The following is a 21,238-nucleotide window of genomic DNA, read 5'->3' as shown; positions in this document are numbered from 1 at the left end:
GCCGCCTGGTTCGCGTTGAGGGTGTCGAGGATCTGCTGCTGGATCCCGGCGAGCTGGGCCTGGCTGATCTTCAGGGGCCCGGTGGCCAGCCAACCGACGACCGAGTCGACGGTGGTGCTGAGCTGGGCGGCGAGGGCGGGGACGCCGCGGACGAAGGTGATGACGACGAAGGTCAGGATCGCGCCGAGTGCCGCGAGCCCGGCGACCACCACCAGCGCGGTCGCGACGCCGCGCGGCGAGGAGCAGCGCGATGGCCACCGGCACGACGATGGCCGCGAGGTTCGCCACGACCTGCCCCAGGACGTAGAGCGCACCGGCGACCGCGAGGACCCGCCAGGCGATCGCACCGCTGACCCGCAGGATCCGGGGCACGGCCGGCCCGACGCCGTCCGCTGCCCGTTCTCCAGTGGAACGCAACCGTCCAGGGTGGGTTCTCGCTCCGGCACTGCCAGGGACGGGTGGCGACTGGTCGTGGGTGCGGGCGGGCGTGGCCACGGCATCTGACCTTTCTCGATGGATCACGGCAACGGCGGGGCCCGGAGGACACCAGTGATCCCCGCAGACCCCGCCGGTGTTCTCCGGCGCCTACTTCGTCGTGACCTTGTCGGCGGCGTGGTCGGCGTCGTCGAGCTCCAGTTCCGCAGTCCGCTGGACGAGCTCGAGCAGGTCCGCGTCCAGTCCGGGCGCGAACTCCTCGGGGCGCTCGACGGCGATATCCATCGGGAAGCCGTCGGGCATCTGCTCGGTCTGGAGGTTGCCGTCCGCCACGGAGGCCGGCGCGGAGCCCCGGAAGATCTTGCCGGCCTCGGACAGGTTGTCGAGGCTGAAGGTGTACTGCTTGAGGTGCAGCCCCTGGTCCAGGAGCGTCTTGACCTCGGGGAAGCGCTCGGCATCGGTCTTCGGGATCGGCAACGTCCGGCCCCAGTCGATCCCCAAGCTCTCCAGGGCCTTGGCGTAGGCGTTCTCGTGGGCCTGGTCGCGGACGATCAGGTACGCCAGGGTGGAGCGCGCGGTCTTGTTGTCCGTCATCTCGTAGATCCGGCACTTCTGGAGCCGGCCGGTGGACTCGAGCATGAGGTTGTAGAGGAGATCGAGCACGAGGTTGCCGCTGTTGTACACATAGGATCCGGACCACGGGTTCCCGGCGGCGTCGACGGGTAGCGCGCCCTGGGCGCCGACGAGGTAGTGATGGATGTTCCCGACGCTCAGTGCGCTGGCGAGAGGCGTCTTGCCGCCCTTGCCGGGCTCGTCGACCGGCTTGGTAGCTGCTCCGGTGTAGGCCGGGGAGCCGTCGGTGAGCCGGGCGATCGTCGTCGCGATCAGCTCGACGTGGCTGATCTCCTCGGTGCCGATCCCGTGGAGCAGGTCGCGGTAGGGCTTGGCGGTCGCACCGCGGAAGTTGAAGCTCTGGAAGAGATATTGCATCATCGTGCGCATCTCGCCGAACTGTCCGCCGAGTCCTTCCTGAAGCGCGTTGGCGGCGGCCGGATCCGGCTCGTCGGGGACGATCTCGTTGATCAGACGTTGGACGTGCAAGAACATCGGAGCCTCACAGAGGGGTTGATCGGTAGTGGACGAGGGGCTGCGGTCCGAACCCGATCGTGGTGGGGGCTACCCCCGGGTGGGCAGCCCACACTCGCGGGCCCGGCCCGGCCCCCGGGCGGTCAAGCTGCGGCGCGCAGCCATCGGCCGGGACGGGCGAGGATGCCCTGCAGCTGCTGTGCGGGCCGCTGCTGCTCGCCGTGGATCGCGGTGAGCACCACCACGGCGCCGGTGAGGGCCGGGATGAGCCACTGGCAGACGCGCAGCTGCTGCTGCGCCGATGCGACGTCGGGCGGCGTGACGGGGGCGGGCTCGGTGGCCCCTTCGACCGCGATGCCCTCGGCCTTGCGCAGTCGGCCGCCCAGTACTCCGCTGTAGGCGGTGACCCCGAGCGCGGCCGCCGTCGCGACGAGCTTCGCCACTGTGGACGCGCCGACACCGGACTGCGTGGCGACCCGGCCGCGGTTGGCCCGCAGGATCGCGGCCCCGCCGATGAGGTGGGCGCCGATCGCCGCCGCGTTGACGGGGGTCCAGCGCGCCCAGCCGGTGTTCGCGATCTTCAGGCGGAGCGCCGGGTCCGGTACGTCGGCGGCGGCGCCGTTCACGGCGACCGCGCCGGCGAGCGATCCTCCGAACCAGGCCGCCAGGCCGGCGTCGTGGAGGCTGCGTGCGACGGTGTTGCGCTCGGACATGGAGAGAACCCCTTCATCGGACCGGATGTCGTGTGCCACTGCGCCGGGGTCCGGGACGTGGGGGCGTTTCGACGGTAGAACCGCCGGGTGGGGATCGGCAACTCGACCGATCTGCGGGACTCCCGGGTCGGTCCGGGGGTTCTGGTTCCGGGTGGACGGCCGACGAGGGGGTAGCCCTCCGTCATGGACCACACCAGCGAGATCCACCTGCGCAACGACCTGACCCGCGCCTTCGTCGCGGCCCTCCGCAAGTCGGAGCGGGACGACGACGTCTCCGGCCTCGCGAGCCTGTTCGCCGACGATGCGGAGATGTTCCGCCTGGACGGGGAGGGCGTCCGCCACGGGAACGTCCGCGAGTTCTGGGAGACCTACCGCGCCCAGTTTGGCGAGGTTCGTACGCAGTTCACGCGTGCCGTCGAGAACGATCGGGACGCCGCCCTGGAATGGCACAGTGTCGGCACCCGCCCGGACGGCCGGGAGATCCGCTACGACGGATCGACGTTCGTCACCTTCGACGGGGAGCGGATCACCGGCCTGCGGACCTACTACGACTCCGCCGCCTTCCTGGACATGACGGCGGGCACGGGCTGACCGGACGCCGGCCCGGTCAGGTCACCGCGCCGCCATCCTCCCGGCGGCGGCGCGGCGACCTGTGGCCGAGGAGCGGCCGGTAGCGGGGATGGGCGGTGATCGACGGGCGGACGGGCTGCTCGCCGCCGGGCGCCGGATCCGGGCCGCCCGTGACGAGCATGTGGACGAACCCGGGGTGGCCCTCGGTGGTGGCCTCGGCCCGGGTCATCGGGCGAGTTGGTGCTCGACGGTGTCGCGGAGCTCGGCCCAGGATTTCTCGAACGCGGCGACACCCTCGTTCTCGAGGGTGAGGAAGACGTCGGTGAAGTCGATGCCGACGGCCTCGAGCTCGTCGAACACCGCCCGGGCCTCGTCGGCGTACCCGGTGACGCGGTCGCCGGTGGTGTCGCCGTGGTCGGCGAACGCGTCGATCGTCTTCTCGGGCATGGTGTTGACCGTGCCGGCGACGACGAGCTCGGAGACGTAGAGGGTGTCCGGGTAGTCAGGGTTCTTGACCCCCGTCGAGGCCCAGAGCGGGCGTTGCGGGGTGGCTCCCCGGTCTGACAGCTCCGCCCATTCCGTCGACGCGAGAACCTTCTCGTACGCGGCGTAGGCGAGCCGCGAGTTGGCCACGGCGGCCCTGCCGCGCAGGGCGAGGGCGGCGTCGGTGCCGATGGTGTCGAGCCGGCGGTCGATCTCGGCGTCGACGCGGGAGACGAAGAACGACGCCACCGAGGCGATCCGGCCGAGGTCGTGGCCGTTGCGTCGCGCCCCGGCGAGCCCGTCGAGGTAGGCCCGGGCGACCAGTTCGTACCGCTCGACCGAGAAGATCAGCGTGACGTTCACGCTGATTCCGGCGGCGATCGCGTGCACGATCGCCGGGAGTCCCTGCTCGGTCGCCGGGATCTTGACCAGCAGGTTGGGCCGGTCCACGGCCTTCCAGAGGACGGCGGCTTCGGCGACCGTGGCGTCGCTGTCGCGGGCGAGGGTCGGGTCGACCTCGAGGGATACCCGTCCGTCGACACCACCGCTGCTCTCCCAGACGGGTCGGAACAGGTCGCAGGCCTCCTGCACATCGGCGACCGTGATGGCGCGGATGGCCGAAGCCACGTCCGTCCCGGCGGCAGCCAGCTCGGCCGTCTGCCGGTCGTAGGCGTCGCCTTGGGAGAGCGCCTTGGCGAAGATGGTGGGGTTCGTCGTGACCCCGACGACGCTGCGGTCGCGGACGAGCGCGGCAAGTGTCCCCGAGCGGAGGCGTTCGCGCGACAGATCGTCCAGCCAGACCGAGACCCCGGCCGCGGAGAGCTCGGCGAGCCGGTCACGGACCGCCGGGCTGGGGGTGGACGGGGCGGGACGGTTCATCAGGAGCTGCTCCGGTCGGGTCGAGTCGCGGTCATCGATCCGGGGCCGCGGGCAGCGGGTGGGGATCGGTGAGGGCACGAGATGGCGCGTGGGCGGGCGGCGTTCTGCACCCACGGGCGGGGACCGGACCCGTCGTGCCACCGTATCCATGTCGTAGCGGGCCCGCGCGGTGGACGGCGTGGGTCAGACCGGTGACAGAGTGGCGGTCGTCGTGCCGTCCCCCCGGTCGGCCCAGTGCAGCCGGCTGCGCAGACTCGCCAGGTCGCCCCGGGTCGCGGGAGTGGTTCGAAGGAAGTCGAGCAGAACCCGGGCGAAGCGCTGTGGATGCTCGGAGTGGGGGAAGTGCCCCGTACCGTCGAAGATCTCCAGACGGCTCCCCGGCAGCTGCTCGTGGGCGGCGAGGGAGTGGGCGACCGGGATGACGGCGTCGGTCGTGCCGGCGACGAGCAGGACGGGGACGTCGGCGAGCAGGTAGAGCCGACCGGTGCCGTCGAGCCGTTGTCCGGACCAGCTCAAGGTGCTCCGGACGGTCTGGACGAACGCATGTCGAGCGCCCGGCTCGGCGAAGGACTCCACCGCATAGGTCATTCCGTCGACGTCGGCGGTCGGGACGCCGGGCAGCAGGTGGGCGGCCCGGCGGACGAAGGAGGCCAGCGGGCGCGGGGTCAGGGCGGTCGCCACCCTCAGGGCCGTCGCGGTTCCGGGAAGGGTCGCCCGCGCGCAGGGCGAACGTGACATCGGGCCCGAGGCCGCCGCTGGCGTCGAGTACGACACGGTCGGTGCGCTCGGGGAACTGGTAGGCGAACTGCATGGCGACGCCGCCGCCGAAGGAGTGGCCCACGATCGTCGCGCGGTCGATGTCGAGGGCGACCAGGAGGTCGCGCAGGCCGGCGGCGTAGGCGCCGAGAGAGTAGTCGCCGCTGCGGGGCTTGGCGGACGTGCCGTGACCGAGCAGGTCGGGCGCGATCACGTGGGCGAGGCGACCCAGGAGGGGCAGCACGGGCGCCCAGGTGGTGGAGCTGCTGGCCAGGCCGTGCAGGAGGACGACGGTGGGGTCGTCCGTGCGGTCGCCTGTCTCGAGGAAGGTGACCTGCTCGTCGTGCAGGGTGATCAGACGATGGTGCACCGGGGCGCGGTCACAGGCCCGCGTTGTCGCGGTCGGGCGGCTGGGCAGACGAGGGAGAAGAGGCATGTCGTCCTTCGGGTGGGGCACGCCGGGGGTTCGGGTGTGCGGGAGAAATCCCACGCGTCGACCGACGCCGGGGGCGTGCGGTCTCGGACTGCCCCACCCGCTGATCGCAACACCGTCGGCCGCTAGGAGGCCGGTCACAGTCGGGCTGCGGGCCGTCGCCGGTCGCCGTGCCTCCGCACGGGTTCGGATGCCCCAGCCGGATCCCGAGGGTGTCCGTCCCGCGGAGGCGCTCGCCGCTGCAGCCCTGGCAGCCCTCGTCCCGGTACCGCTGCCCCCTGACTTGCGAAACGCTTCACAGCCTCCATCGGGCGGCCGGGCGGGTACGGTGAGGATCGTCGCTCCAGACCCTCGGCGATCGGAGTTCTCCGACGACGAGGGGCCGATATGGCGGATATTCGTAGGCTTCCCATCCCGGTCACCGAGGTCTGGGACTGGCAGGTACAGGGATCGTGCCGCGAGTTGGGTGATGATCTCTTCTTCCACCCGGAGCGGGAGCGTGATCCGGCAAGAACCGATCGCGAGGCCCGGGCGAAGAGCATCTGCCGGATGTGCCCGGTGATCCAGGAGTGCCGAGCACACGCGCTGAGCGTGCGCGAACCGTACGGGGTCTGGGGCGGCCTCACGGAAACCGAGCGGGCGGCGATCGTCCGTGGCCCGGACGAGGACGGACGGCGCCTGCCGCGTCACTCGCTCCACCGAGCGCGGTGCTGAGCGGGGAGGATCCGGACCCCGGTGACCCGCACGGCCGGTCCTCCGGACGGCGGGTGCCGCAGAGCGGCCGTGATCCCGGGGTGGCCCGGGTCCGGCCACGGACCGGCTGCGCCCCCGCGGACGGTGCTCCCCGCCTCTTCCAACCGGGCGAGGCCCACGAGCTCGACAGGCTGCTCCGGGCGGTCGCCGGCGGGGACGTGCAGGCCTTCGGTCTGCTCTACGACCGCACCGTCGCCCTGGTGTACCCCTTGGCCCGGGCGGCGAGCCCCGATGCCGGGGCCGCGGACCTGCTGGTCGAACGGATCTATCAGGACGTCTGGTCGTGCGCGGCGCGGGCCGGCCGGCCTGCGGGGGCGCTCGACCTGCTGCTCGGGGCCGTGCGCCGGGCGACGACACCTCCGCCGTGACCGCACGTCGACGGGTGCGCGGCATCGTGCCCGCCCGACCGACGGCGTCCTCCCGCGGACGGCAGGCGTGGGCCACGGTCCTGACGGGTACCGCCGGGGGTGCCGACACAGGTCTTGCTGGTGGTCGTCGTGCTGGCGGCGGGTGTGGTCGTCGGCCGCGCGCTGAGCCGCCGTACGGGTCTGCCCGAGACCGCGGTGTACGTGGCATTCGGGATCGGTGCGGCCTTCGTGCCGGGGGTCGAGGAGGTGCGGCTCTCGCCCGATCTGGTCCTGCTGCTGTTCCTGCCGCCGCTGATCTACTACGCCGGGTTCTTCAGCGACCTCCGCGAGACCCTCCGCAATCTCGTCCCGGTCGTCGGGCAGTCGGTCGGGCTCGTGATGGCGACCGCGGTGGCCATGGGCGCGGCGCTGCTGTGGCTGTTCCCGGAGGTGGGCTGGGCCGTGGCGCTGGCGTTCGGGGCCGCGGTCGCCCCGCCGGACCCGGTGGCCGCCGGCACGGTCCTGGAGCGCCTCGGCGCACCTCGCCGGCTGGTCACGGTCCTGGAGTCCGAGGGCCTGGTCAACGACGGCGTCGCGCTCACCTTGTTCGCCGTGGCGGTCGGCGCGGTCGGTGCCACGACGTCGGTCGGCACGGTCGGGCTCGCGCTGCTGGTCGAGATCGGCGGCGGGGTCGCGTTCGGGCTGGTCGTCGGGATCGTGGCCAACCTGCTGCGCAAGCGGGTCCGGGACACTGCGAGCCACGTGCTGCTCTCGCTGGTCACGCCGTACCTGGCGTTCGTACCGGCCCAGGAGCTGCACGCGTCCGGGGTGCTGGCCACCGTGACCGCTGCCGTTTGGCTGGGCGTGCGAGGGCGCGGCCTGGTCGAGCCGACGGTCCGTCTGCACGCCGAGACCTTCTGGAGCGTGCTGAACACGTTGCTGGTGGCGGTGTTGTTCGTGCTGCTCGGGGTCCAGATCCCGGCGCTGTTCCGGGCCGTGAGCGACTACCCGGTGCTGGTGCTCCTCGCAGCGTCGGCGGCCGTCGCGCTCACCGCGGTGCTGGTCCGGCTCGCCTGGGTTCTGCTGGTGCCGCTCGCCGCGCGGGGTCTCCCGGTACCGGCCGGCGCCGAGGCGGGGATGCCGTGGCGGGAACGGGTCCTGCTCGGCTGGTGCGGGCCGCGCGGTGCGGTCTCCCTGGCGGTGGTGCTGTCCCTGCCGCTGACGACGGCGACGGGCGCGCCCTTCCCCCACCGCGAGCTGCTGCAGTTCCTCACCGTCGTGGTGGTCCTGGTGACGTTGGTGGGACAGACGGTTCCGCTGCCGTGGCTGATGAGGGTGCTGCGTCTCGGGCAGGGCAGCGCCGAGCGGACCGAGGCGGTCCGGGCCCGTCACGCCGCGGTCGAGGCCGCGCTGCGCGAGCTCGAGGCCATCGCGGAGGGCGACGAGCCGGTCCCGGCCGGGTTCGACGAGCTCCGACAGGTCCTGGAGCTGCGCCGCGATCACCTGCAGGATCGGATCGAGCCCCGCCGGGCGGGCCCGTCGTCCGATGCCGCCGCCCTGCGGTTGCGGCTGCTGGAGGTCGAGCGCGAGACCCTGCGCAGGCTCCACGACGACGGCGAGGTCTCCCGTTCCACGATGGTGGCGCTGAGCCAGGACCTGGACATGGACGAGACGCAGCTGCGGCGCCGTCAGGGGTCCTGAGCGCCGCGCCGGGCCTGCCGGTTCACCTCGGCCCGTCTACGCTCTGCAGGAGCACCAGGCTGCGCGGGACCAGCGTGACGGCGGCGCCGGGCTCCAGCGTCGAGGTGTCGTGGTGCTCGGGCTCCGCGGTGTCCACGACGACGTGCCAGGCGCTGCCGTAGCTCTGATCGGGCAGCGTCAGCCGCTGCTGCTCGTGATGGGAGTTGATCAGCAGCAGGAACGAGTTGTCGGCGACCCGCATGCCGAGGTCGTCGTGGTCGGGGATGGCGCGGCCGTTGAGGTACACGGTCAGGGTTCGGGTGTGCGTGCCGTCCCAGTCCTCATCGCTCATCGGCTGTGCGTCGGGGCCGAGCCAGGCGATGTCGTCGACGCCCTGGCCGCGCACGGGCCGGCCCTCGAAGAAGCGCTGCCGCCGGAAGATCGGGTGCTCGGCGCGCAGCCGCGTGAGCCGGGCGGTGAAGTCGGTGAGGCCCTGGTACTCGCGGGCCCGCTCCCAGTCCACCCAGGACAGTTCGTTGTCCTGGCAGTACACGTTGTTGTTGCCCTGCTGGGTGCGGCCCAGCTCGTCCCCGTGGGCGATCATGGGGACGCCCTGGGACAGCAGCAGGGTGGTGAGGATGTTGCGCTGCTGGCGGGCACGCAGCTCCCGGATGTCCTTGTCGTCCGTGTCGCCTTCCGCGCCGTGGTTCCAGGAGCGGTTGTGGCTCTCCCCGTCGGCGTTGCCCTCGCCGTTAGCGTCGTTGTGCTTCTCGTTGTAGGACACCAGGTCCTCGAGGGTGAAGCCGTCGTGCGCGGTGACGAAGTTGATCGACGCGATGGGACGGCGGTTGTCCGTCTGGTAGAGGTCGGAGGAGCCGGTGAAGCGGGCGGCGAACTCGCCGAGGCTTGCCGGCTCGCCGCGCCAGAAGTCCCGCAGGGTGTCCCGGTAGCGGCCGTTCCACTCCGTCCACAGGGGAGGGAAGCCGCCGACCTGGTAGCCGCCGTCGCCGACGTCCCAGGGCTCGGCGATCAGCTTGACCTGGCTGACGATCGGGTCCTGGTTGACGAGGTCGAAGAACGCGGCGAGCCGGTCGACGGAGTGGAACTCGCGGGCGAGGGAGGAGGCGAGGTCGAAGCGGAAGCCGTCGACGTGCATCTCGGTGACCCAGTAGCGCAACGAGTCCATGAGCAGGCGCAGCGACTCGTGGTGGCGCACGTTGAGGCTGTTGCCGGTGCCGGTGGTGTCGTAGTAGAAGGTCCGGTCGTCGTCGACGAGGCGGTAGTAGGCCTGGTTGTCGATGCCGCGGAAGGAGAGCGTCGGCCCGAGGTGGTTGCCTTCGGCGGTGTGGTTGTAGACGACGTCGAGGATGACCTCGATGCCTGCCTTGTGCAGGGTGCGGACCATGGACTTGAACTCGTAGACCTGTTCCCCGCGGGTGCCGAAGCACGCGTAGCCGTTTGTGCGGGGCGAAGAAGCCGATGGTGTTGTAGCCCCAGTAGTTCGACAGCCCCTTCTCCTCCAGGGTGGAGTCGTCGACGAACTGGTGCACGGGCATGAGTTCCACGGCGGTCACGCCGAGCCGTCGCAGGTGGGCGATCATGGCGGGGTGGGCGAGCCCGGCGTAGGTGCCGCGCACGTCCTCGGGGATGTCGGGGTGCCGCGCGGTCATGCCCTTGACGTGGGCCTCGTAGATCACGGTCTCGTTGTAGGGGACGCGCAGCGGCTGGTCCCCGGCCCAGTCGAAGAACGGGTTGATCACCACGGAGTGCATCGTGTGCGGCCCGGAGTCGTCGTCGTTCCGCGAGTCCGGGTCGTCGAAGCGGTAGGAGAACAGCGACTCGTCCCAGTCGATGCGGCCGTCGACGGCCTTCGCGTACGGGTCGAGCAGGAGCTTGGCGGGGTTGCAGCGCAGGCCGGCGCTCGGGTCGTACGGGCCGTGGACGCGGTACCCGTAGCGCTGCCCGGGCCAGATTCGCGGCAGGTAGCCGTGCCAGACCAGCCCGTTGCGCTCGGGGAGGTCCACGCGGCGCTCGGTGCCGTCGGCGTCGATCAGGCACAGCTCGATCCGGTCCGCCACCTCGGAGAAGATCGCGAAGTTCGTGCCGCCACCGTCGAAGCTCGCGCCGAGCGGGTACGACGAGCCGGGCCAGATCTGCACAGAACCTCCAGAGGTGTCGCCCGCGACCGCGGGCACGTCTTTCTAGCGGCTGTTCGGGTCCGCCGCGATTCGGGCCCGGGTGAGTCCCGACACCACCCGTCGGCGGGGTGTTTCGACGGGCCGCGCGAGGGCGTCGACCGCAGCTCCGAACAGCGGGGACAGCAGGTCGGCCGCGGGGACGAGGGCCCGGCGGGCGAGCCGCGGACGGGTGCCGAGGACCAGCGCGGAGGTGAGCAACCGGTAGCGGCGGGTCAGCGCCACCCAGTGGTGCTCGTACTGCTGCGGGCTTCCCCCGACGATCGCGTGGACCGCGGCCTGCGCCTGGGCGAACGCGAGCGCGAGGCCCTCGCCGGTCACGGCGTCGACGTACCCCGCGGCGTCCCCGACGAGGAGCACCCGGCCGGCCACCCGGCGTCGTGAACCCTGGCGCAGCGGACCGGCGCCCCGGACGTCGCCTGCCGGCTCACCGAGCCGCTCCGCCAGGTCGGGCAGACCGTGCAGCTTCGCGTCGAACGAGCCGGTGGCGCCGCCGAGTACGGCGACCCCGACGAGATCGGGGGCCACCGGCGTGACGTAGGCCTCGACTCCGTCGCGCCCGAGGCTCCAGTGCACCTCGACGAATGGTGACCACGGCGAGGTCCGGAAGTGCCGGCGCAGCCCGAAGCGGGCGTGCCGGGCGGCGGGGAGATCCAGGCCCAGTGCGCGCCGCACGGGGGAGTGGAGGCCGTCCGCGGCGACGAGGTGCGCGGCGCGGGTCCCGGCCACCACCACGGACCCGCCGTCCTGGTGCACATCGGTGACGGCGCGCTGCACGATGCGGGCCCCGGCGTCGAGCGCGGCGTCGCGCAGCGCCCGGTGCAGGGTGGTCCGGCGGATCCCGCGGCCGGGGCCGGCGCGGAACCGGGCGTCCGCGGTGTGCCCGGCGCCGACGTAGCGGATGCCCTCGAAGGGATGTCCTGCCGGGTCGACGCCGAGCCGCTGCAGGGCGGCCAGGGCGCCGGGCATCAACCCCTCGCCGCAGGCCTTGTCGACGTCCCCGGCCCGGGGCTCCCACACCTCGACCTCCAGCCCGGCCCGGGCTGCGTGCAGCGCGGTGACCAGCCCCGCCGGCCCGCCTCCGGCGACCATCAGGTCGAGGACCCGGCTCGTCACGCGGGGACCGCCACGGCCCACCGAAGGGCGCGCCGCTCCGCCCGTAGCCGCACCGTGAGCAGGGCCGCGTTCGCCACGGTGAAGGCGGCCGCGGTGATCCAGGCGCTGTGCACCAACGGGAGTGCGGCGCCCTCGACGACCACGACCAGGTAGTTGGGGTGGCGCAGCGCGCGGTACGGCCCGGAGGTCACGAGCGGGAGTCCCGGCACGACGATCACACGGGTGTTCCACCTCGGCCCGAGCGCGGCGATGCACCACCACCGCACGCCCTGGCAGACCAGGACGAGCGCCAGCATGGTCCAGCCGAGGGCAGGAACGAACGGCCGGTCGCCGAGCCACACCTCGGCGAGGCAACCGACGAGCAGCCAGGTGTGCAGCAGGACCATGAACGGGTAGTGCCCCCGCCCGCTCTCGACGCCGCCGCGGGCGAACGCCCAGCGCGCGTTGCGTGCGGACACGGCGGTCTCCGCCAGCCGCTCGACGCCCACGAGCAGCACGAGGACCGTGTAGACCGGAACGCTCACGACGGGGCCCGCAGCAGGACGAGCTCCGAGCAGAAGCCCGGGCCCATGGCCAGGAGCAGGCCGTACGACCCGGGTCTCGGCGGGCGCAGGGCCAGCGTGTCCGCGAGCACGTGCAGCACCGAGGCGGAGGAGAGGTTGCCGATGCGGCGCAACGAGTCCCAGGTGAGCGCCAGCGCGTCGGGGTCGACGCCGAGTGCGTCCTGCAGCGCCTCGAGCACCTTCGGTCCGCCGGGGTGTGCCACGTACCAGCCGACGTCCGCCTGTCGCAGCCCGTGGTCGGTGAGGAACCGCCGGACGTCGCCGCCGAGGTGGGTGCGCACCACGTCGGGGACGCTGCTGTCGAGCACGATCTTCAGGCCGCCCGCCCCGATGTCCCAGCCCATCGTGCGTTCGGAGTCGGGGTACAGGCGGCTGCGGGAGGCCAGCACCTCGGGCCGAACGGTGTTGCCATCGGGCAGCTGGGCGGCGCGCCGGGAGCCGGCGGCGACGACCGCGGCGGCACCGTCGCCGAACAGCCCGCTGGCCACCAGGTTCGGCACCGACGGGTCGTCGCGCTGCAGGGTCAGCGAACACAGCTCGACGCTCATCAGGACCGCGACGGCGTCCGGGTGGCCGACGAGATGGTCGTGCAGCCGCGCGATGCCGGCCGCTCCGGCGACACACCCCAGCCCGACGATCGGGATGCGCACGACGTCCTCGCGTAGGCCGATCCGACCGGCCACCCGGGCGTCCAGCGACGGCACGGCGAGGCCGGTGACGGTGGTGGACACGAGCAGATCGACGTCGCTCGGCGCCAGGTCGACGGCCTTGAGCGCCTCGACGACGGCGCGGGAGCCGAGGCCGACGGCGGCCTCGATGAAGGCGTCGTTGGACTCGCCGAAGTCTCGTAGCTGCCCATAGCGATCCAGGGGGAGCGCGGTGTGCCGGGTCTCGACACCGGCGTTGCGGTGAAAGCGGTCGACAAGCGCCCGGTTCACCCCAGGTCCCATGGCGTCGGCGAAGACCCTGGTGATCTCCGCCTGGGGGTGGCGGTGGTCGGGCAGCACACCGCGGACGCTCAGCAGACGCATGGATCGGCTCCCAGCACCGCGGCAGCTCCCGCCGGCCCGGCGCCCGCCACGGCGATGTCCCAGCCGGTCATCCGGAGCCGACCAGCAGGACGACGTCGAGCAGCGCGATCCCGAGCGCGGCCCGGAAGGGCAGCCGGCCGCGACCGGTCAGCGCGAGCACGGCCAGCCCCGCGACCGCCGGCAACATGCCCCACACCCAGGGCGGCGGCCGGTGACCGGAGCCCAGCGCCGCGAGGAGGGACGCGGCGACGAGCAGCCCGGTGGCCGCGATCCGCCCGGTGCGAGCGCCGAGGCGGTGGGGGAGTCCGCGGACGCCGGTGCGCAGGTCGGCGGCCAGGTCGGGCAGCGCGTTGAGGATGTGGGCGCCCACCCCGAGCGCGGCGCCGGCGGCCATCGCCCACCACGGTGGCCAGGCCGGGGAGTCCCCGGCGAGCGATGCCACCGCGGGCAGGGTGCCGAACGCGACCGCGTACGGCAGCCAGGACCAGACGGTGGCCTTGAGCCCCAGGTCGTAGGCCAGCCCGGCGCCGACCCCGAGGACGAGGTGCACCAGCCCGCTCGGCCGGCCGGCGGCCAGGGACAGCACCACACAGACCCCGCCCGCGAGCAGCGCCGCGGCCCGAACCGGACCGGCACCGATCCGCCCCGTGGCAAGCGGCTTGTCCGCCCGGGCGGCGGCGCGGTCCCGCGTCCGGTCCACCAGGTCGTTCACCCAGCCGATCACCAGCTGCCCGGCCGCCACACCACCGGCGACGCACACGACGACGGGCAGCGGAAGCCGGGCCGCCGCCGCCAGGAGCGCGGCGATCGTCGTGACCACCAGGGCCGGGCCGGGATGGGCCGAGAGGGCCAGGGCGGCCACCGACCCGGCGACCGGAAACCGGCTCGGCGCCGAACCCGGCCCTAGCGGCGGATCGGTGACCATCAGCGGACCACGGAGCCGGACAGCCGCTCCACCGCTCCCGACGCGGCGAGGAGGGGCACCTGCAGACGTGCCCACGGCGACAGGATCGAGTCGGGCGCGGCGGCCTCGTCCTGCAGCTTCGACCAGGACCACCACTGCCAGCTCTCGACCTCGTCGGGTCGTGCCAGCGGGGCGTCGACGACCTGGCAGATCAGGACCGGGCAGAGCTCGTGTTCCTCGACGCCGGCGTACGAGGCCCGGTAGGCGAAGTCGGGCAGGACCGTCCGCAGGGCGGTGGCGGGCAGGCCCAGCTCGTAGGACATCCGGCGGCGGGCGGCGTCCTCGACCGTCTCACCGGGGGCCGGATGGCCACAGCAGGTGTTCGACCAGAGCAGCGGGAAGGTCCGCTTGAGCCGGGACCGCTGGGTGAGCAGCACCCGGCCGGCGCCGTCGAAGCCGTAGCAGGAGAAGCCCAGGTGGCGACGGGTGACCCGGCCGTGAACCGTGTGTTTGTCCGCGACGCCGGCGGCGCGCCCGTCGACGTCGAGCAGGACGACCTGTTCCGCGGCCTCGGGGCCCGGATCGGCGGGCCCGTGATCGATGAGACGGCGAGCAGGGGCACGGTCCGGCATGAATGGTCCCTTGTTCCGAAGATCGCGCGACGCCAGGGACCGGGGCGTTGCGGCGAGCACTGTTGCTCGGCAGCGGACGTTATGTCGGCCGCGGGTATGCGGCAACTCGGGGCGGGACGCCGTGCCGTCCAGCTACCCGCGGCCGGACGAGCGGTGGCGGCCGGTGACGCTGGTGGGGTCGATGCGGCCGGTGGTGATGTCGCGGGCGACGTCGGCCAGGCGCAGGTTGTTGCTTCGTGAGTAGGCGCGCAGCCGTTCGAAGGCCTGGTCCATGTCGAGTGCGGAGTGCTCGGCGAGGATGCCTTTGGCCTGCTCGACGACGACACGGCTGTTGAGCGCGGTCTGGAGTTGCTCGGCGACGATGCCGGAGTTGCGGATGACGCGCTCGGACAGGATCCCGATGGTCGCGACGTCGGCGAGTGCCTGGGCGAGAGCAAGATCGTCGGGGGGGAGGGAGCCGGGTTGGTGGTGCAGCAGGTTCAGCGCGCCGATCGCCTCGCCACGCAGGCGCAGCGGCAGTGAATGCACCGAGCGGAACACGGTGGCAGTGGTGGCGTCCGCGGCCGCGGTGAACGCGGGCCAGCGGTCGGTGGTGGTGAGGTCGGGGACGCTGATCGGTGCGGCGTCCCGGTAGGCCTGCAGGCAGGGGCCTTCACCGGCGTGGAGCTGGAGCAGGTCCATGAGCTCGGCGTCCTCGCTGGTGGACGCGACGGTCCGGAGTTCTCCGCGGGGGTCGGCGAGCAGGATCGCGGCGGCGTCCGCGGCGAGCAGGCTCACGCAGTGGGTGACGAGGCGGTCGAGCAGGTCGAGGGCGTCGTAGTCGTCGACCAGGGTGTCGGCCAGCTCGACGAAGGCGCGCCCGACCTCACGTTCGCGGCCGGGACGGGGGTCCTGCGAGGGGCTGTCGTGTCGCATCGGAACTACCTCATCTCCTCGGTGAACCGTAGGCGTCGTGCCACCACATCGCGAGCCACGTCGACGAGCAAGCGTCTCTCGGCGAACGCGTGGGCGCGCATCCTCGCCAGTGCTTCCTCGGCACCGGTGCCGAGCTGGGCCAGGACCATCCCGGTGGCTTGGTGGACCTCCGGATGAGCGAACACGCCCTGTCCCCACCCGTCGTCACCGTTTCGGTCGTCGTCGGCGTCCCCGGGCAGGTCCTCGGTCGAGGACCCCGGTCGGGTCCGGCGGTCGAGGAGGAGCAGCGCGGCGGTGTCGGCGGCGGCGAGCGCGTCCCGCCAGCTGGCTGGACTGAGGTGTCCGGGGGTGCGCCGGTAGAGGTCGAGGACGCCGATGGTGACTGAACCCCATTGCAGCGGCAGCGCGAACAACGCGGCCACCGGCGTCTGTTCGGCGACCGCCGCGGCGAACACCGGCCATCGGGTGGTCTCCGCGCTGTGGCTCAGGTCCGCTGCCAGCACCGGAGCCCCGGTGAGTGCGGCCTCGACGCAGGCCCCCTCGTTCAGGGTGAACTGCAGGTCCTCGAGACGGTGGGCGACGGGATCGGTCGCCCACAGCGTCGACCGTGCCGGATGCGCCGTGAGCAGCGACAGCGCGGCACCATCGACGTCCAGGCCCTCGACACACGCCCGGCAGAGCCGTTCCGCGACGAGTTCGTCGGGGACGTTCTCGCCGACGAGCTCCGCCACTGCGGCGGTCACCGCCCCCCGCTCATGCACGGTGGTCGTGACCGTAGGGGGTGTGTGGAGATGTCGGAGGAGAGCTGAGCACGAGCCTCCGTCCGTCGCGGGAGTGACGCAGGGCGCGACGGGGTCAGGGTCGAACTCCACAGTGGCACCGCAGGCGCCGGTACGCACACTAGCCGTCGTCGTGGTCGGCGGCAGCCGGGAGTGATCGATCGTCGCCACGCAGCCCGCGCCATGGGTGTCGTCGGCAACGGGGCCGTCGGATCCAGGGTCAGATCTCCTTGCCGCGTATGTGATATGCCGGGTTGCTCCCGTCGTGCGCGCCGGCGGCGATCCAGCGGGCGAACCCGTCCTTGTCGCGGTGCTCGAGCTCGCCGAGCAGCTCGCCGCGCCGTCTGACCACAGTGGCCCACCGAGGATCGAGCGAGCCCTCCATCAGGTGCAGGGTGGCGTGTCGCCACGCGTGGCACAGGGCCGGTGTGCTCATGGTCTGCACGTGGTGACGCAGGTCGGTGTGTGGGCACATGTCGGCTTCGAACGGCCCCTGATGGTCAGGTCCCGGTGACATGGCCGGTGTCCGTCGCGGTCTGCAGGCAGCTGATGAGCGCGTCGCCGTTGTCGTCGCGTGGGCCGTCCGCAGCGCGCAGGTGGTCGAGGGCGGAGCGATAGGTCTCTCGCCGTCTCCGGGCGGTGTCGCCTCTCGCCGAGGTCACGCACGACGCGACGGGGGCGGAGCTGGACCGGGACGATGGGATTCCCACGGCGCGATCGGTGCTCCGGCCGGCTGTGTGGACGAGGACAGCGGCGGACGCGTCCTCGTAGAGACGAGCGACCCACTCGGACGGCCAGAGCGTCGTCACGAGCTGTACGACCTGCTCCGATGCCCCGCTCAGCACCAGCCGCGTCCCCCCGCGAGCCACCTGCCTGGCCGCGACGGTCAGCATCCTCATGCCGTGAACCGCGCAGAACGTCAGCGTCGAGAGATCGATGATCATTTCAGCCACGGGTCGCTCGAGGACGGCGGACAGCCGTCGTGCCACCCCGGGCACGCTCGTCAGATCGAGCTCGCCGCCGATCCCCACCACCGTGACCACCGCGGGTGGCGACCCGATCTGGGCTTCCCACCACGTAGCCCGGGCCGGCGGCTCCCCGGTAGTGGTCGCGCCGGCGTCTCGTCGACGTGGGGAGACGGCGTCCGGAGCAGGTGGCTCGCACAACCGGAGTCGGTGGATGTCCTCTTCCGCTGTCGGCGACATGGATCCCCCTGGGCTCGGATCAGAGACGAGCCACCGGGGACCTGGGCGACAGCCGGCACCTTACGGCGTTCTCACGGATCGAGCGACCCGGGCGTCGGCAGCTCGCCGGTCCGGATGACCTCCTCGGCGAGATCTCGCACCTTGATGTTGAGACGCTGGGATACGTGCTGCAGCTGTGCGAACGCTTGGTCCTGGGTGAGCTGTCGCGCGTTCATGAGGACGCCGATGGCGACGCCGATCTGTCGGCTGCTGCGGAGTGCGTGGTGCAGGTTCTCGGCTGCCTCCTCCTCGTTGGCGGTGGTCATGGCGATGGACGCGTGTGCGGCAAGAACGGAGCCGATCGCGCTCGAGTGGTCGTCGAACGCGGCCGCCTTGCGGGAGTAGAGGTTGAGGGCGCCCAGGGTGTCGTCCTTCAGGAAGAGCCGCAGGGCCAGCATGCTGCGGATCCGGGTCTCGACGATCGCGCGGCGGCTGAAGTTCGGCCAGCGGGTCTCCCGGGCGAGGTCGTCGACGCGGACGATCTCGTGGGCGCTGATCGCGTTCAGGCAGGGGCCTTCGTGCTCCTCGTACTGGATCACGTCAACGTGTCCGGGTATGTCGTCGGTGGCCGCGACGGTCCTGATCCCGCCGTGACGGAGGATCAGGGAGATGGCCGCGTGATCGCAGCCGTGCACGGTGTCCACGGCGATCCGGGTGACGAGCTCTCGCGTGTCGTGCGGACCGCTCGCCGCCTGTAACCGGCGTGCCACGGCGGCGAATGCCGAGGCAGAGGTCGAGTCGCTGGTGTCAGGTGTCATCAGAGGTCCAAGGTCGCAGGTCGATCAGGTTTCTCTGCGTCGCTTCCGGTATCAGGGCACGGGCCGGTTTTCGGCTCAGTCTCTCCCCGTGACGGGCACCGTAAAAGGGTGCCCACTCCTGTCGGTCGGAAAACGTCGTCGTGGAGCTGGTGGCGTCGGGCCAACTGGCGCAAGGCGGTCTTCGCTGCAGCTGACACGATCGTGGCGGGGTCGAATCTCGTGAGCTCGGCGCCCTGAGCGGCCGGACGGAGTCGAGCGCAGGTCTTCACGAGCGCGCCCGTGGTGAGTCCGCGCAGCTGCTCGCGGAGCTCGGTGGGGGCGGTGACGATCTGCGCGCGGAGCTGGTTGATCGCCTGCGTGCGGGCCTTGACCGCGCCGCGACGTGCGACCCGCAGCGACCGGATGGCCTCGACCAGACCGGCCCTGCTCTTCGGCGTGCCGCTCAGGGCGGCGCTCGCCGCGGCGTAGGCGTCGAGTGGGTCGGACTTTCCGCTCCGGCGCCGAGCACGGCGGTCAGGTCGATCGACCTCGACGACCCGCACGTCCTCCCTAGCCAGGAATCGGGCGAGCCCAGCACCGTAGGAGCCGGTCCCTTCCACTCCGACGCCCGCGACCTCACCGTGAGAGCGCATCCATGCCAGCAGCTGTTCATAACCGCGGGCGGTCGCCGGGAACGGGGCGTCGTCGACTCGACGTCCGACCGCGTCGATCACCGCGGCGTGGTGGGTGTCGCGGTGGGTGTCGACGCCACCGATGACCTCGTCGGCGGAGGGAGTGCTCAGCACGTGCGTCCTTGCTGCTCGTCGGGACTGCGGAGGCACCCGCCGGTCGAGCACGGACAAGACAGCGATGAGCCCCTTCGAGCAAGCTCCTATGAGGTCACACAGCTCGACCCGCCGGTGCCGGGTCGACGCCACCGGCCGGGCCGACGAATCCCCACGAGGACAGCGTCAGCGTCAATCGATACTTGGGTCAGGCCCGGCCGGTGGCGCCGGGACCATCCTCGCTGTCGATACTGCTGTTCCGGGCCACATCGGTGTGAAGGCGGTGTCCAGAACCTGCAGGCGATCAACCCGGTCGTGGTTCTGCGTGGGACCTCGAACGAGCGCCGCGGGAACGCTGATCCGTCGAAGCCGGGCGAGACGGCGGTGGCCTACCGGGCCTCGGAGCCGACGAGGTGCGGCGGGAGGAACCGCATCGTCCTCGCGCGCATGCCGCAGCCCGGGCAAGACGAGGCCGATGGAAAGATCGTCGGCCGTGGGTCTCCTCAGGATCGTGTCTGTGGAGAGGGGGCGACACCGGCGTGTCCACGAAACGGAGCCAGGCGGCCAAGGATCTCGCGCGGGACATGCGCTGGTGACCCGCTTCCACTTCGTCGCAGGACCGCTCCTCGACTACCTCCATCCGTGTTGCCGGACGCCACTCCCGACGCCGTGTGGCATGGCTCGTGGCATGAGGTCCGGGTTCTCCCAGCAACGTCAGCTCCATGAGCGCCGTGAGCCGCTCGATCGGTGCTGGTGGAGCGCTGAGCCACGCACGTCGGTTGCCTCGAAATGCGCAGGTCTGGGTCGACTCCCCAAGGCGGCTCCACCGGGACTGCCAGGGCTCGACGCCGAAAGCGGCTGCTAGCTAGTACTGCAACGGCAGTTGGGCGTGTCGTGAGAGGGTTGAGCCTGGTCGGGCGGTGATGATCACCGTGTGGTTGATCTTGCCGGGTGGGTGGCCTCGTTGGACGCGGTGGTGGAGCTGATCGCTGGCCGGTTCCGCCGTGCCGAGCCCCGGCGACGGGTCGGGACCTACCTGCGGGGGCTGCTCGCCGGGCTCGAGCGCAAGAACGGCTGGACGCTGGCCGAGCATGGGGGGGCGGTGTCTCCGGATGGGATGCAGAGGTTGTTGCGGGCCGCGGACTGGGACGTCGACGGTGTCCGTGACGACCTGCGCGGCTAGGTGATCGAGCACCTCGGCGACCCCGTGTCCGGGGTGTTCATCGTGGACGAGACCGGGTTCATCAAGAGGGGCGTGCGTTCGGCCGGAGTGCAGCGCCAGTACACCGGCACCTCCGGGAAGATCGACAACTGTCAGCTCGGGGTGTTCCTGGTCTACGCCTCGACCAAGGGACGGGCGTTGATCGACCGGGAGCTCTACCTGCCGGTCTCCTGGATCGAGGACCGGGAACGCTGCGCCCGTGCCGATGTCCCCGACGACGTCGAGTTCGCGACGAAGCCGCAGCTGGGGACGGCGATGCTGGCCCGCGCGCACAAGGCCGGGCAGCTGGCGTCGGCGTCGTGGGTGACCGCGGACGAGGCCTACGGACAGAACCCCGGTTTCCGCGACTGGTTGGCCGAGCGGGAGGTCCCGTTCGTGCTGGCCACCCGCAACGACGACATGCTGACCAGCCCGGACGGCAACCGTCGCCCTGCCAAGGTGTTGGCCACGATCGCCGGGGCGCGTGATCCCGACACCGGGCAGACCGGGTGGGAGCGGCGTTCGATCGGCCCCGGCTCGCACGGTGAGCGGGTCTATGACTGGACCGCGGTCGCGCTGGCCACCGACGGCCTCCCCGAGGGCTGGGGGCACTGGCTGCTGGTCCGCCGCCAGACCGAGGCGCCCGAGGGCAAGACGGTCCGTGAGCTGGCGTTCTATCGCTGCGCCGCCCCCGCGGACACCCCGTTGCGGGAGCTGGTCCGGGTGGCCGGGGCTCGGTGGGCGATCGAGGAGTGCTTCCAGACCGCGAAGAACGAGGCCGGGCTCGACCACTACCAAGTCCGCTCCTGGCGGGCCTGGCACGCCCACATCACCCTCGTGATGCTCGCCGCGGCCTACCTCGCCGTCACCCGCGCCCACGAGAACCGAGACGAGGCCGAAAGGGGGATCCAGTACCGGTCGGCGCACGCTGATCCGGTTGTCGATCAACGAGATCCGCCGCCTCCTCGCCGCGCTCGCCTTCACACCGCTCACCTGCCTCG

The 21,238-nt window shown here is 71.9% G+C and carries 19 protein-coding genes and 4 pseudogenes; 5 read left to right on the top strand and 18 right to left on the bottom strand.

Annotated elements, in window-relative coordinates:
- The 3 genes and pseudogenes from ABD324_RS36575 to ABD324_RS36565 all read right to left on the bottom strand — a co-directional run.
- Positions 1-212 (bottom strand): annotated as a pseudogene (locus tag ABD324_RS36575) (AI-2E family transporter); the annotation flags it as partial.
- A gap of 373 nt (positions 213-585) precedes the next feature.
- Positions 586-1,542, bottom strand: a complete 957-nt coding sequence (locus tag ABD324_RS36570) for a manganese catalase family protein (protein WP_344428300.1) — start codon at positions 1,540-1,542, stop codon at positions 586-588.
- A gap of 122 nt (positions 1,543-1,664) precedes the next feature.
- Entirely contained in the window at positions 1,665-2,234 is a 570-nt protein-coding gene (locus ABD324_RS36565) for a hypothetical protein (RefSeq protein ID WP_344428297.1), read from the bottom strand.
- A gap of 183 nt (positions 2,235-2,417) precedes the next feature.
- Here ABD324_RS36565 and ABD324_RS36560 point away from each other — a divergent pair, with 183 nt between their 5' ends.
- Positions 2,418-2,825, top strand: coding sequence for a nuclear transport factor 2 family protein (locus tag ABD324_RS36560; RefSeq protein WP_344428294.1), 408 nt, complete (start codon positions 2,418-2,420; stop codon positions 2,823-2,825).
- A gap of 16 nt (positions 2,826-2,841) precedes the next feature.
- On the opposite strand, the gene ABD324_RS36555 is transcribed toward ABD324_RS36560, so the two are convergent.
- The 3 genes and pseudogenes from ABD324_RS36555 to ABD324_RS37460 all read right to left on the bottom strand — a co-directional run.
- A complete protein-coding gene (locus tag ABD324_RS36555) occupies positions 2,842-3,033 on the bottom strand; it encodes a hypothetical protein (RefSeq protein WP_344428291.1) in 192 nt (63 codons plus the stop codon).
- Positions 3,030-4,166: a transaldolase gene (gene tal / locus ABD324_RS36550; protein ID WP_344428289.1), complete on the bottom strand. Its 1,137-nt coding sequence runs from the start codon at positions 4,164-4,166 to the stop codon at positions 3,030-3,032. The genes ABD324_RS36555 and tal overlap by 4 nt, the downstream gene beginning before the upstream one ends.
- Before the next feature lie 348 nt (positions 4,167-4,514).
- A pseudogene (locus tag ABD324_RS37460) lies at positions 4,515-5,358 on the bottom strand (alpha/beta fold hydrolase); the annotation flags it as partial.
- A gap of 384 nt (positions 5,359-5,742) precedes the next feature.
- On the opposite strand from ABD324_RS37460, the gene ABD324_RS36535 reads away from it, so the two are divergent.
- From ABD324_RS36535 to ABD324_RS36525, 3 genes are all read left to right on the top strand, one after another.
- Positions 5,743-6,069, top strand: coding sequence for a WhiB family transcriptional regulator (locus tag ABD324_RS36535; RefSeq protein ID WP_344428283.1), 327 nt, complete (start codon positions 5,743-5,745; stop codon positions 6,067-6,069).
- Positions 6,063-6,476, top strand: a complete 414-nt coding sequence (locus tag ABD324_RS36530) for a sigma-70 family RNA polymerase sigma factor (RefSeq protein WP_344428280.1) — start codon at positions 6,063-6,065, stop codon at positions 6,474-6,476. The genes ABD324_RS36535 and ABD324_RS36530 overlap by 7 nt, the downstream gene beginning before the upstream one ends.
- A 99-nt stretch (positions 6,477-6,575) precedes the next feature.
- Complete coding sequence (locus ABD324_RS36525; RefSeq protein WP_344428278.1) at positions 6,576-8,156, top strand: Na+/H+ antiporter; 1,581 nt, start codon at positions 6,576-6,578, stop codon at positions 8,154-8,156.
- A 22-nt stretch (positions 8,157-8,178) separates the two neighbouring features.
- On the opposite strand, the pseudogene glgX reads toward ABD324_RS36525, so the two are convergent.
- The 12 genes and pseudogenes from glgX to ABD324_RS36465 form a co-directional block, all read right to left on the bottom strand.
- Positions 8,179-10,294: pseudogene (gene glgX, locus ABD324_RS36520) on the bottom strand (glycogen debranching protein GlgX).
- A gap of 42 nt (positions 10,295-10,336) precedes the next feature.
- Positions 10,337-11,446 carry an NAD(P)/FAD-dependent oxidoreductase gene (locus ABD324_RS36515; protein WP_344428275.1) on the bottom strand — a complete coding sequence of 370 codons (1,110 nt, stop codon included), beginning with the start codon at positions 11,444-11,446 and terminating at the stop codon, positions 10,337-10,339.
- Positions 11,443-11,970: an isoprenylcysteine carboxyl methyltransferase family protein gene (locus ABD324_RS36510; protein WP_344428272.1), complete on the bottom strand. Its 528-nt coding sequence runs from the start codon at positions 11,968-11,970 to the stop codon at positions 11,443-11,445. The genes ABD324_RS36515 and ABD324_RS36510 overlap by 4 nt, the downstream gene beginning before the upstream one ends.
- Entirely contained in the window at positions 11,967-13,040 is a 1,074-nt protein-coding gene (locus tag ABD324_RS36505; RefSeq protein WP_344428269.1) for a type III polyketide synthase, read from the bottom strand. The genes ABD324_RS36510 and ABD324_RS36505 overlap by 4 nt, the downstream gene beginning before the upstream one ends.
- 67 nt (positions 13,041-13,107) lie before the next feature.
- Positions 13,108-13,902, bottom strand: a complete 795-nt coding sequence (locus ABD324_RS36500; RefSeq protein ID WP_344428266.1) for a UbiA family prenyltransferase — start codon at positions 13,900-13,902, stop codon at positions 13,108-13,110.
- A gap of 62 nt (positions 13,903-13,964) precedes the next feature.
- The gene (gene idi / locus ABD324_RS36495; RefSeq protein ID WP_344428264.1) at positions 13,965-14,576 is read right to left on the bottom strand and encodes an isopentenyl-diphosphate Delta-isomerase; all 612 of its coding nucleotides are present in this window, start codon (positions 14,574-14,576) and stop codon (positions 13,965-13,967) included.
- Between the two features lie 132 nt (positions 14,577-14,708).
- Positions 14,709-15,491: a GAF and ANTAR domain-containing protein gene (locus tag ABD324_RS36490; protein WP_344428262.1), complete on the bottom strand. Its 783-nt coding sequence runs from the start codon at positions 15,489-15,491 to the stop codon at positions 14,709-14,711.
- A 5-nt stretch (positions 15,492-15,496) separates the two neighbouring features.
- Positions 15,497-16,234, bottom strand: a complete 738-nt coding sequence (locus ABD324_RS36485) for a GAF and ANTAR domain-containing protein (protein WP_344428259.1) — start codon at positions 16,232-16,234, stop codon at positions 15,497-15,499.
- Between the two features lie 256 nt (positions 16,235-16,490).
- Positions 16,491-16,706, bottom strand: coding sequence for a hypothetical protein (locus ABD324_RS36480; RefSeq protein WP_344428256.1), 216 nt, complete (start codon positions 16,704-16,706; stop codon positions 16,491-16,493).
- Between the two features lie 64 nt (positions 16,707-16,770).
- Positions 16,771-17,313, bottom strand: coding sequence for an STAS domain-containing protein (locus tag ABD324_RS36475; RefSeq protein WP_344428253.1), 543 nt, complete (start codon positions 17,311-17,313; stop codon positions 16,771-16,773).
- 233 nt (positions 17,314-17,546) lie between these two features.
- Complete coding sequence (locus ABD324_RS36470; RefSeq protein WP_344428250.1) at positions 17,547-18,224, bottom strand: GAF and ANTAR domain-containing protein; 678 nt, start codon at positions 18,222-18,224, stop codon at positions 17,547-17,549.
- A 47-nt stretch (positions 18,225-18,271) separates the two neighbouring features.
- A complete protein-coding gene (locus ABD324_RS36465) occupies positions 18,272-19,057 on the bottom strand; it encodes an IS110 family transposase (protein WP_344428247.1) in 786 nt (261 codons plus the stop codon).
- Between the two features lie 913 nt (positions 19,058-19,970).
- Here ABD324_RS36465 and ABD324_RS36460 point away from each other — a divergent pair.
- Positions 19,971-21,137, top strand: a pseudogene (locus ABD324_RS36460) (IS701 family transposase); the annotation flags it as partial.
- Positions 21,138-21,238 lie beyond the last annotated feature (101 nt).

Source organism: Pseudonocardia ailaonensis, from assembly GCF_039531635.1.
Classification (GTDB): Bacteria; Actinomycetota; Actinomycetes; order Mycobacteriales; family Pseudonocardiaceae; genus Pseudonocardia; species Pseudonocardia ailaonensis.
Note: the sequence above shows the minus strand (reverse complement) of the source record. Positions and strands in the feature narration are given on the sequence as shown.

What these genes read in the sequence shown, in the direction of transcription:
- ABD324_RS36505 (WP_344428269.1), bottom strand. Translation starts at nt 13,040, where the DNA reads ATGCGTCTGCTGAGCGTCCGCGGTGTGCTGCCCGACCACCGCCACCCC.
- ABD324_RS36565 (WP_344428297.1), bottom strand. Translation starts at nt 2,234, where the DNA reads ATGTCCGAGCGCAACACCGTCGCACGCAGCCTCCACGACGCCGGCCTG.
- ABD324_RS36560 (WP_344428294.1), top strand. Translation starts at nt 2,418, where the DNA reads ATGGACCACACCAGCGAGATCCACCTGCGCAACGACCTGACCCGCGCC.
- tal (WP_344428289.1), bottom strand. Translation starts at nt 4,166, where the DNA reads ATGAACCGTCCCGCCCCGTCCACCCCCAGCCCGGCGGTCCGTGACCGG.
- ABD324_RS36570 (WP_344428300.1), bottom strand. Translation starts at nt 1,542, where the DNA reads ATGTTCTTGCACGTCCAACGTCTGATCAACGAGATCGTCCCCGACGAG.
- ABD324_RS36535 (WP_344428283.1), top strand. Translation starts at nt 5,743, where the DNA reads ATGGCGGATATTCGTAGGCTTCCCATCCCGGTCACCGAGGTCTGGGAC.
- ABD324_RS36555 (WP_344428291.1), bottom strand. Translation starts at nt 3,033, where the DNA reads ATGACCCGGGCCGAGGCCACCACCGAGGGCCACCCCGGGTTCGTCCAC.
- ABD324_RS36490 (WP_344428262.1), bottom strand. Translation starts at nt 15,491, where the DNA reads ATGCGACACGACAGCCCCTCGCAGGACCCCCGTCCCGGCCGCGAACGT.
- ABD324_RS36480 (WP_344428256.1), bottom strand. Translation starts at nt 16,706, where the DNA reads ATGAGCACACCGGCCCTGTGCCACGCGTGGCGACACGCCACCCTGCAC.
- idi (WP_344428264.1), bottom strand. Translation starts at nt 14,576, where the DNA reads ATGCCGGACCGTGCCCCTGCTCGCCGTCTCATCGATCACGGGCCCGCC.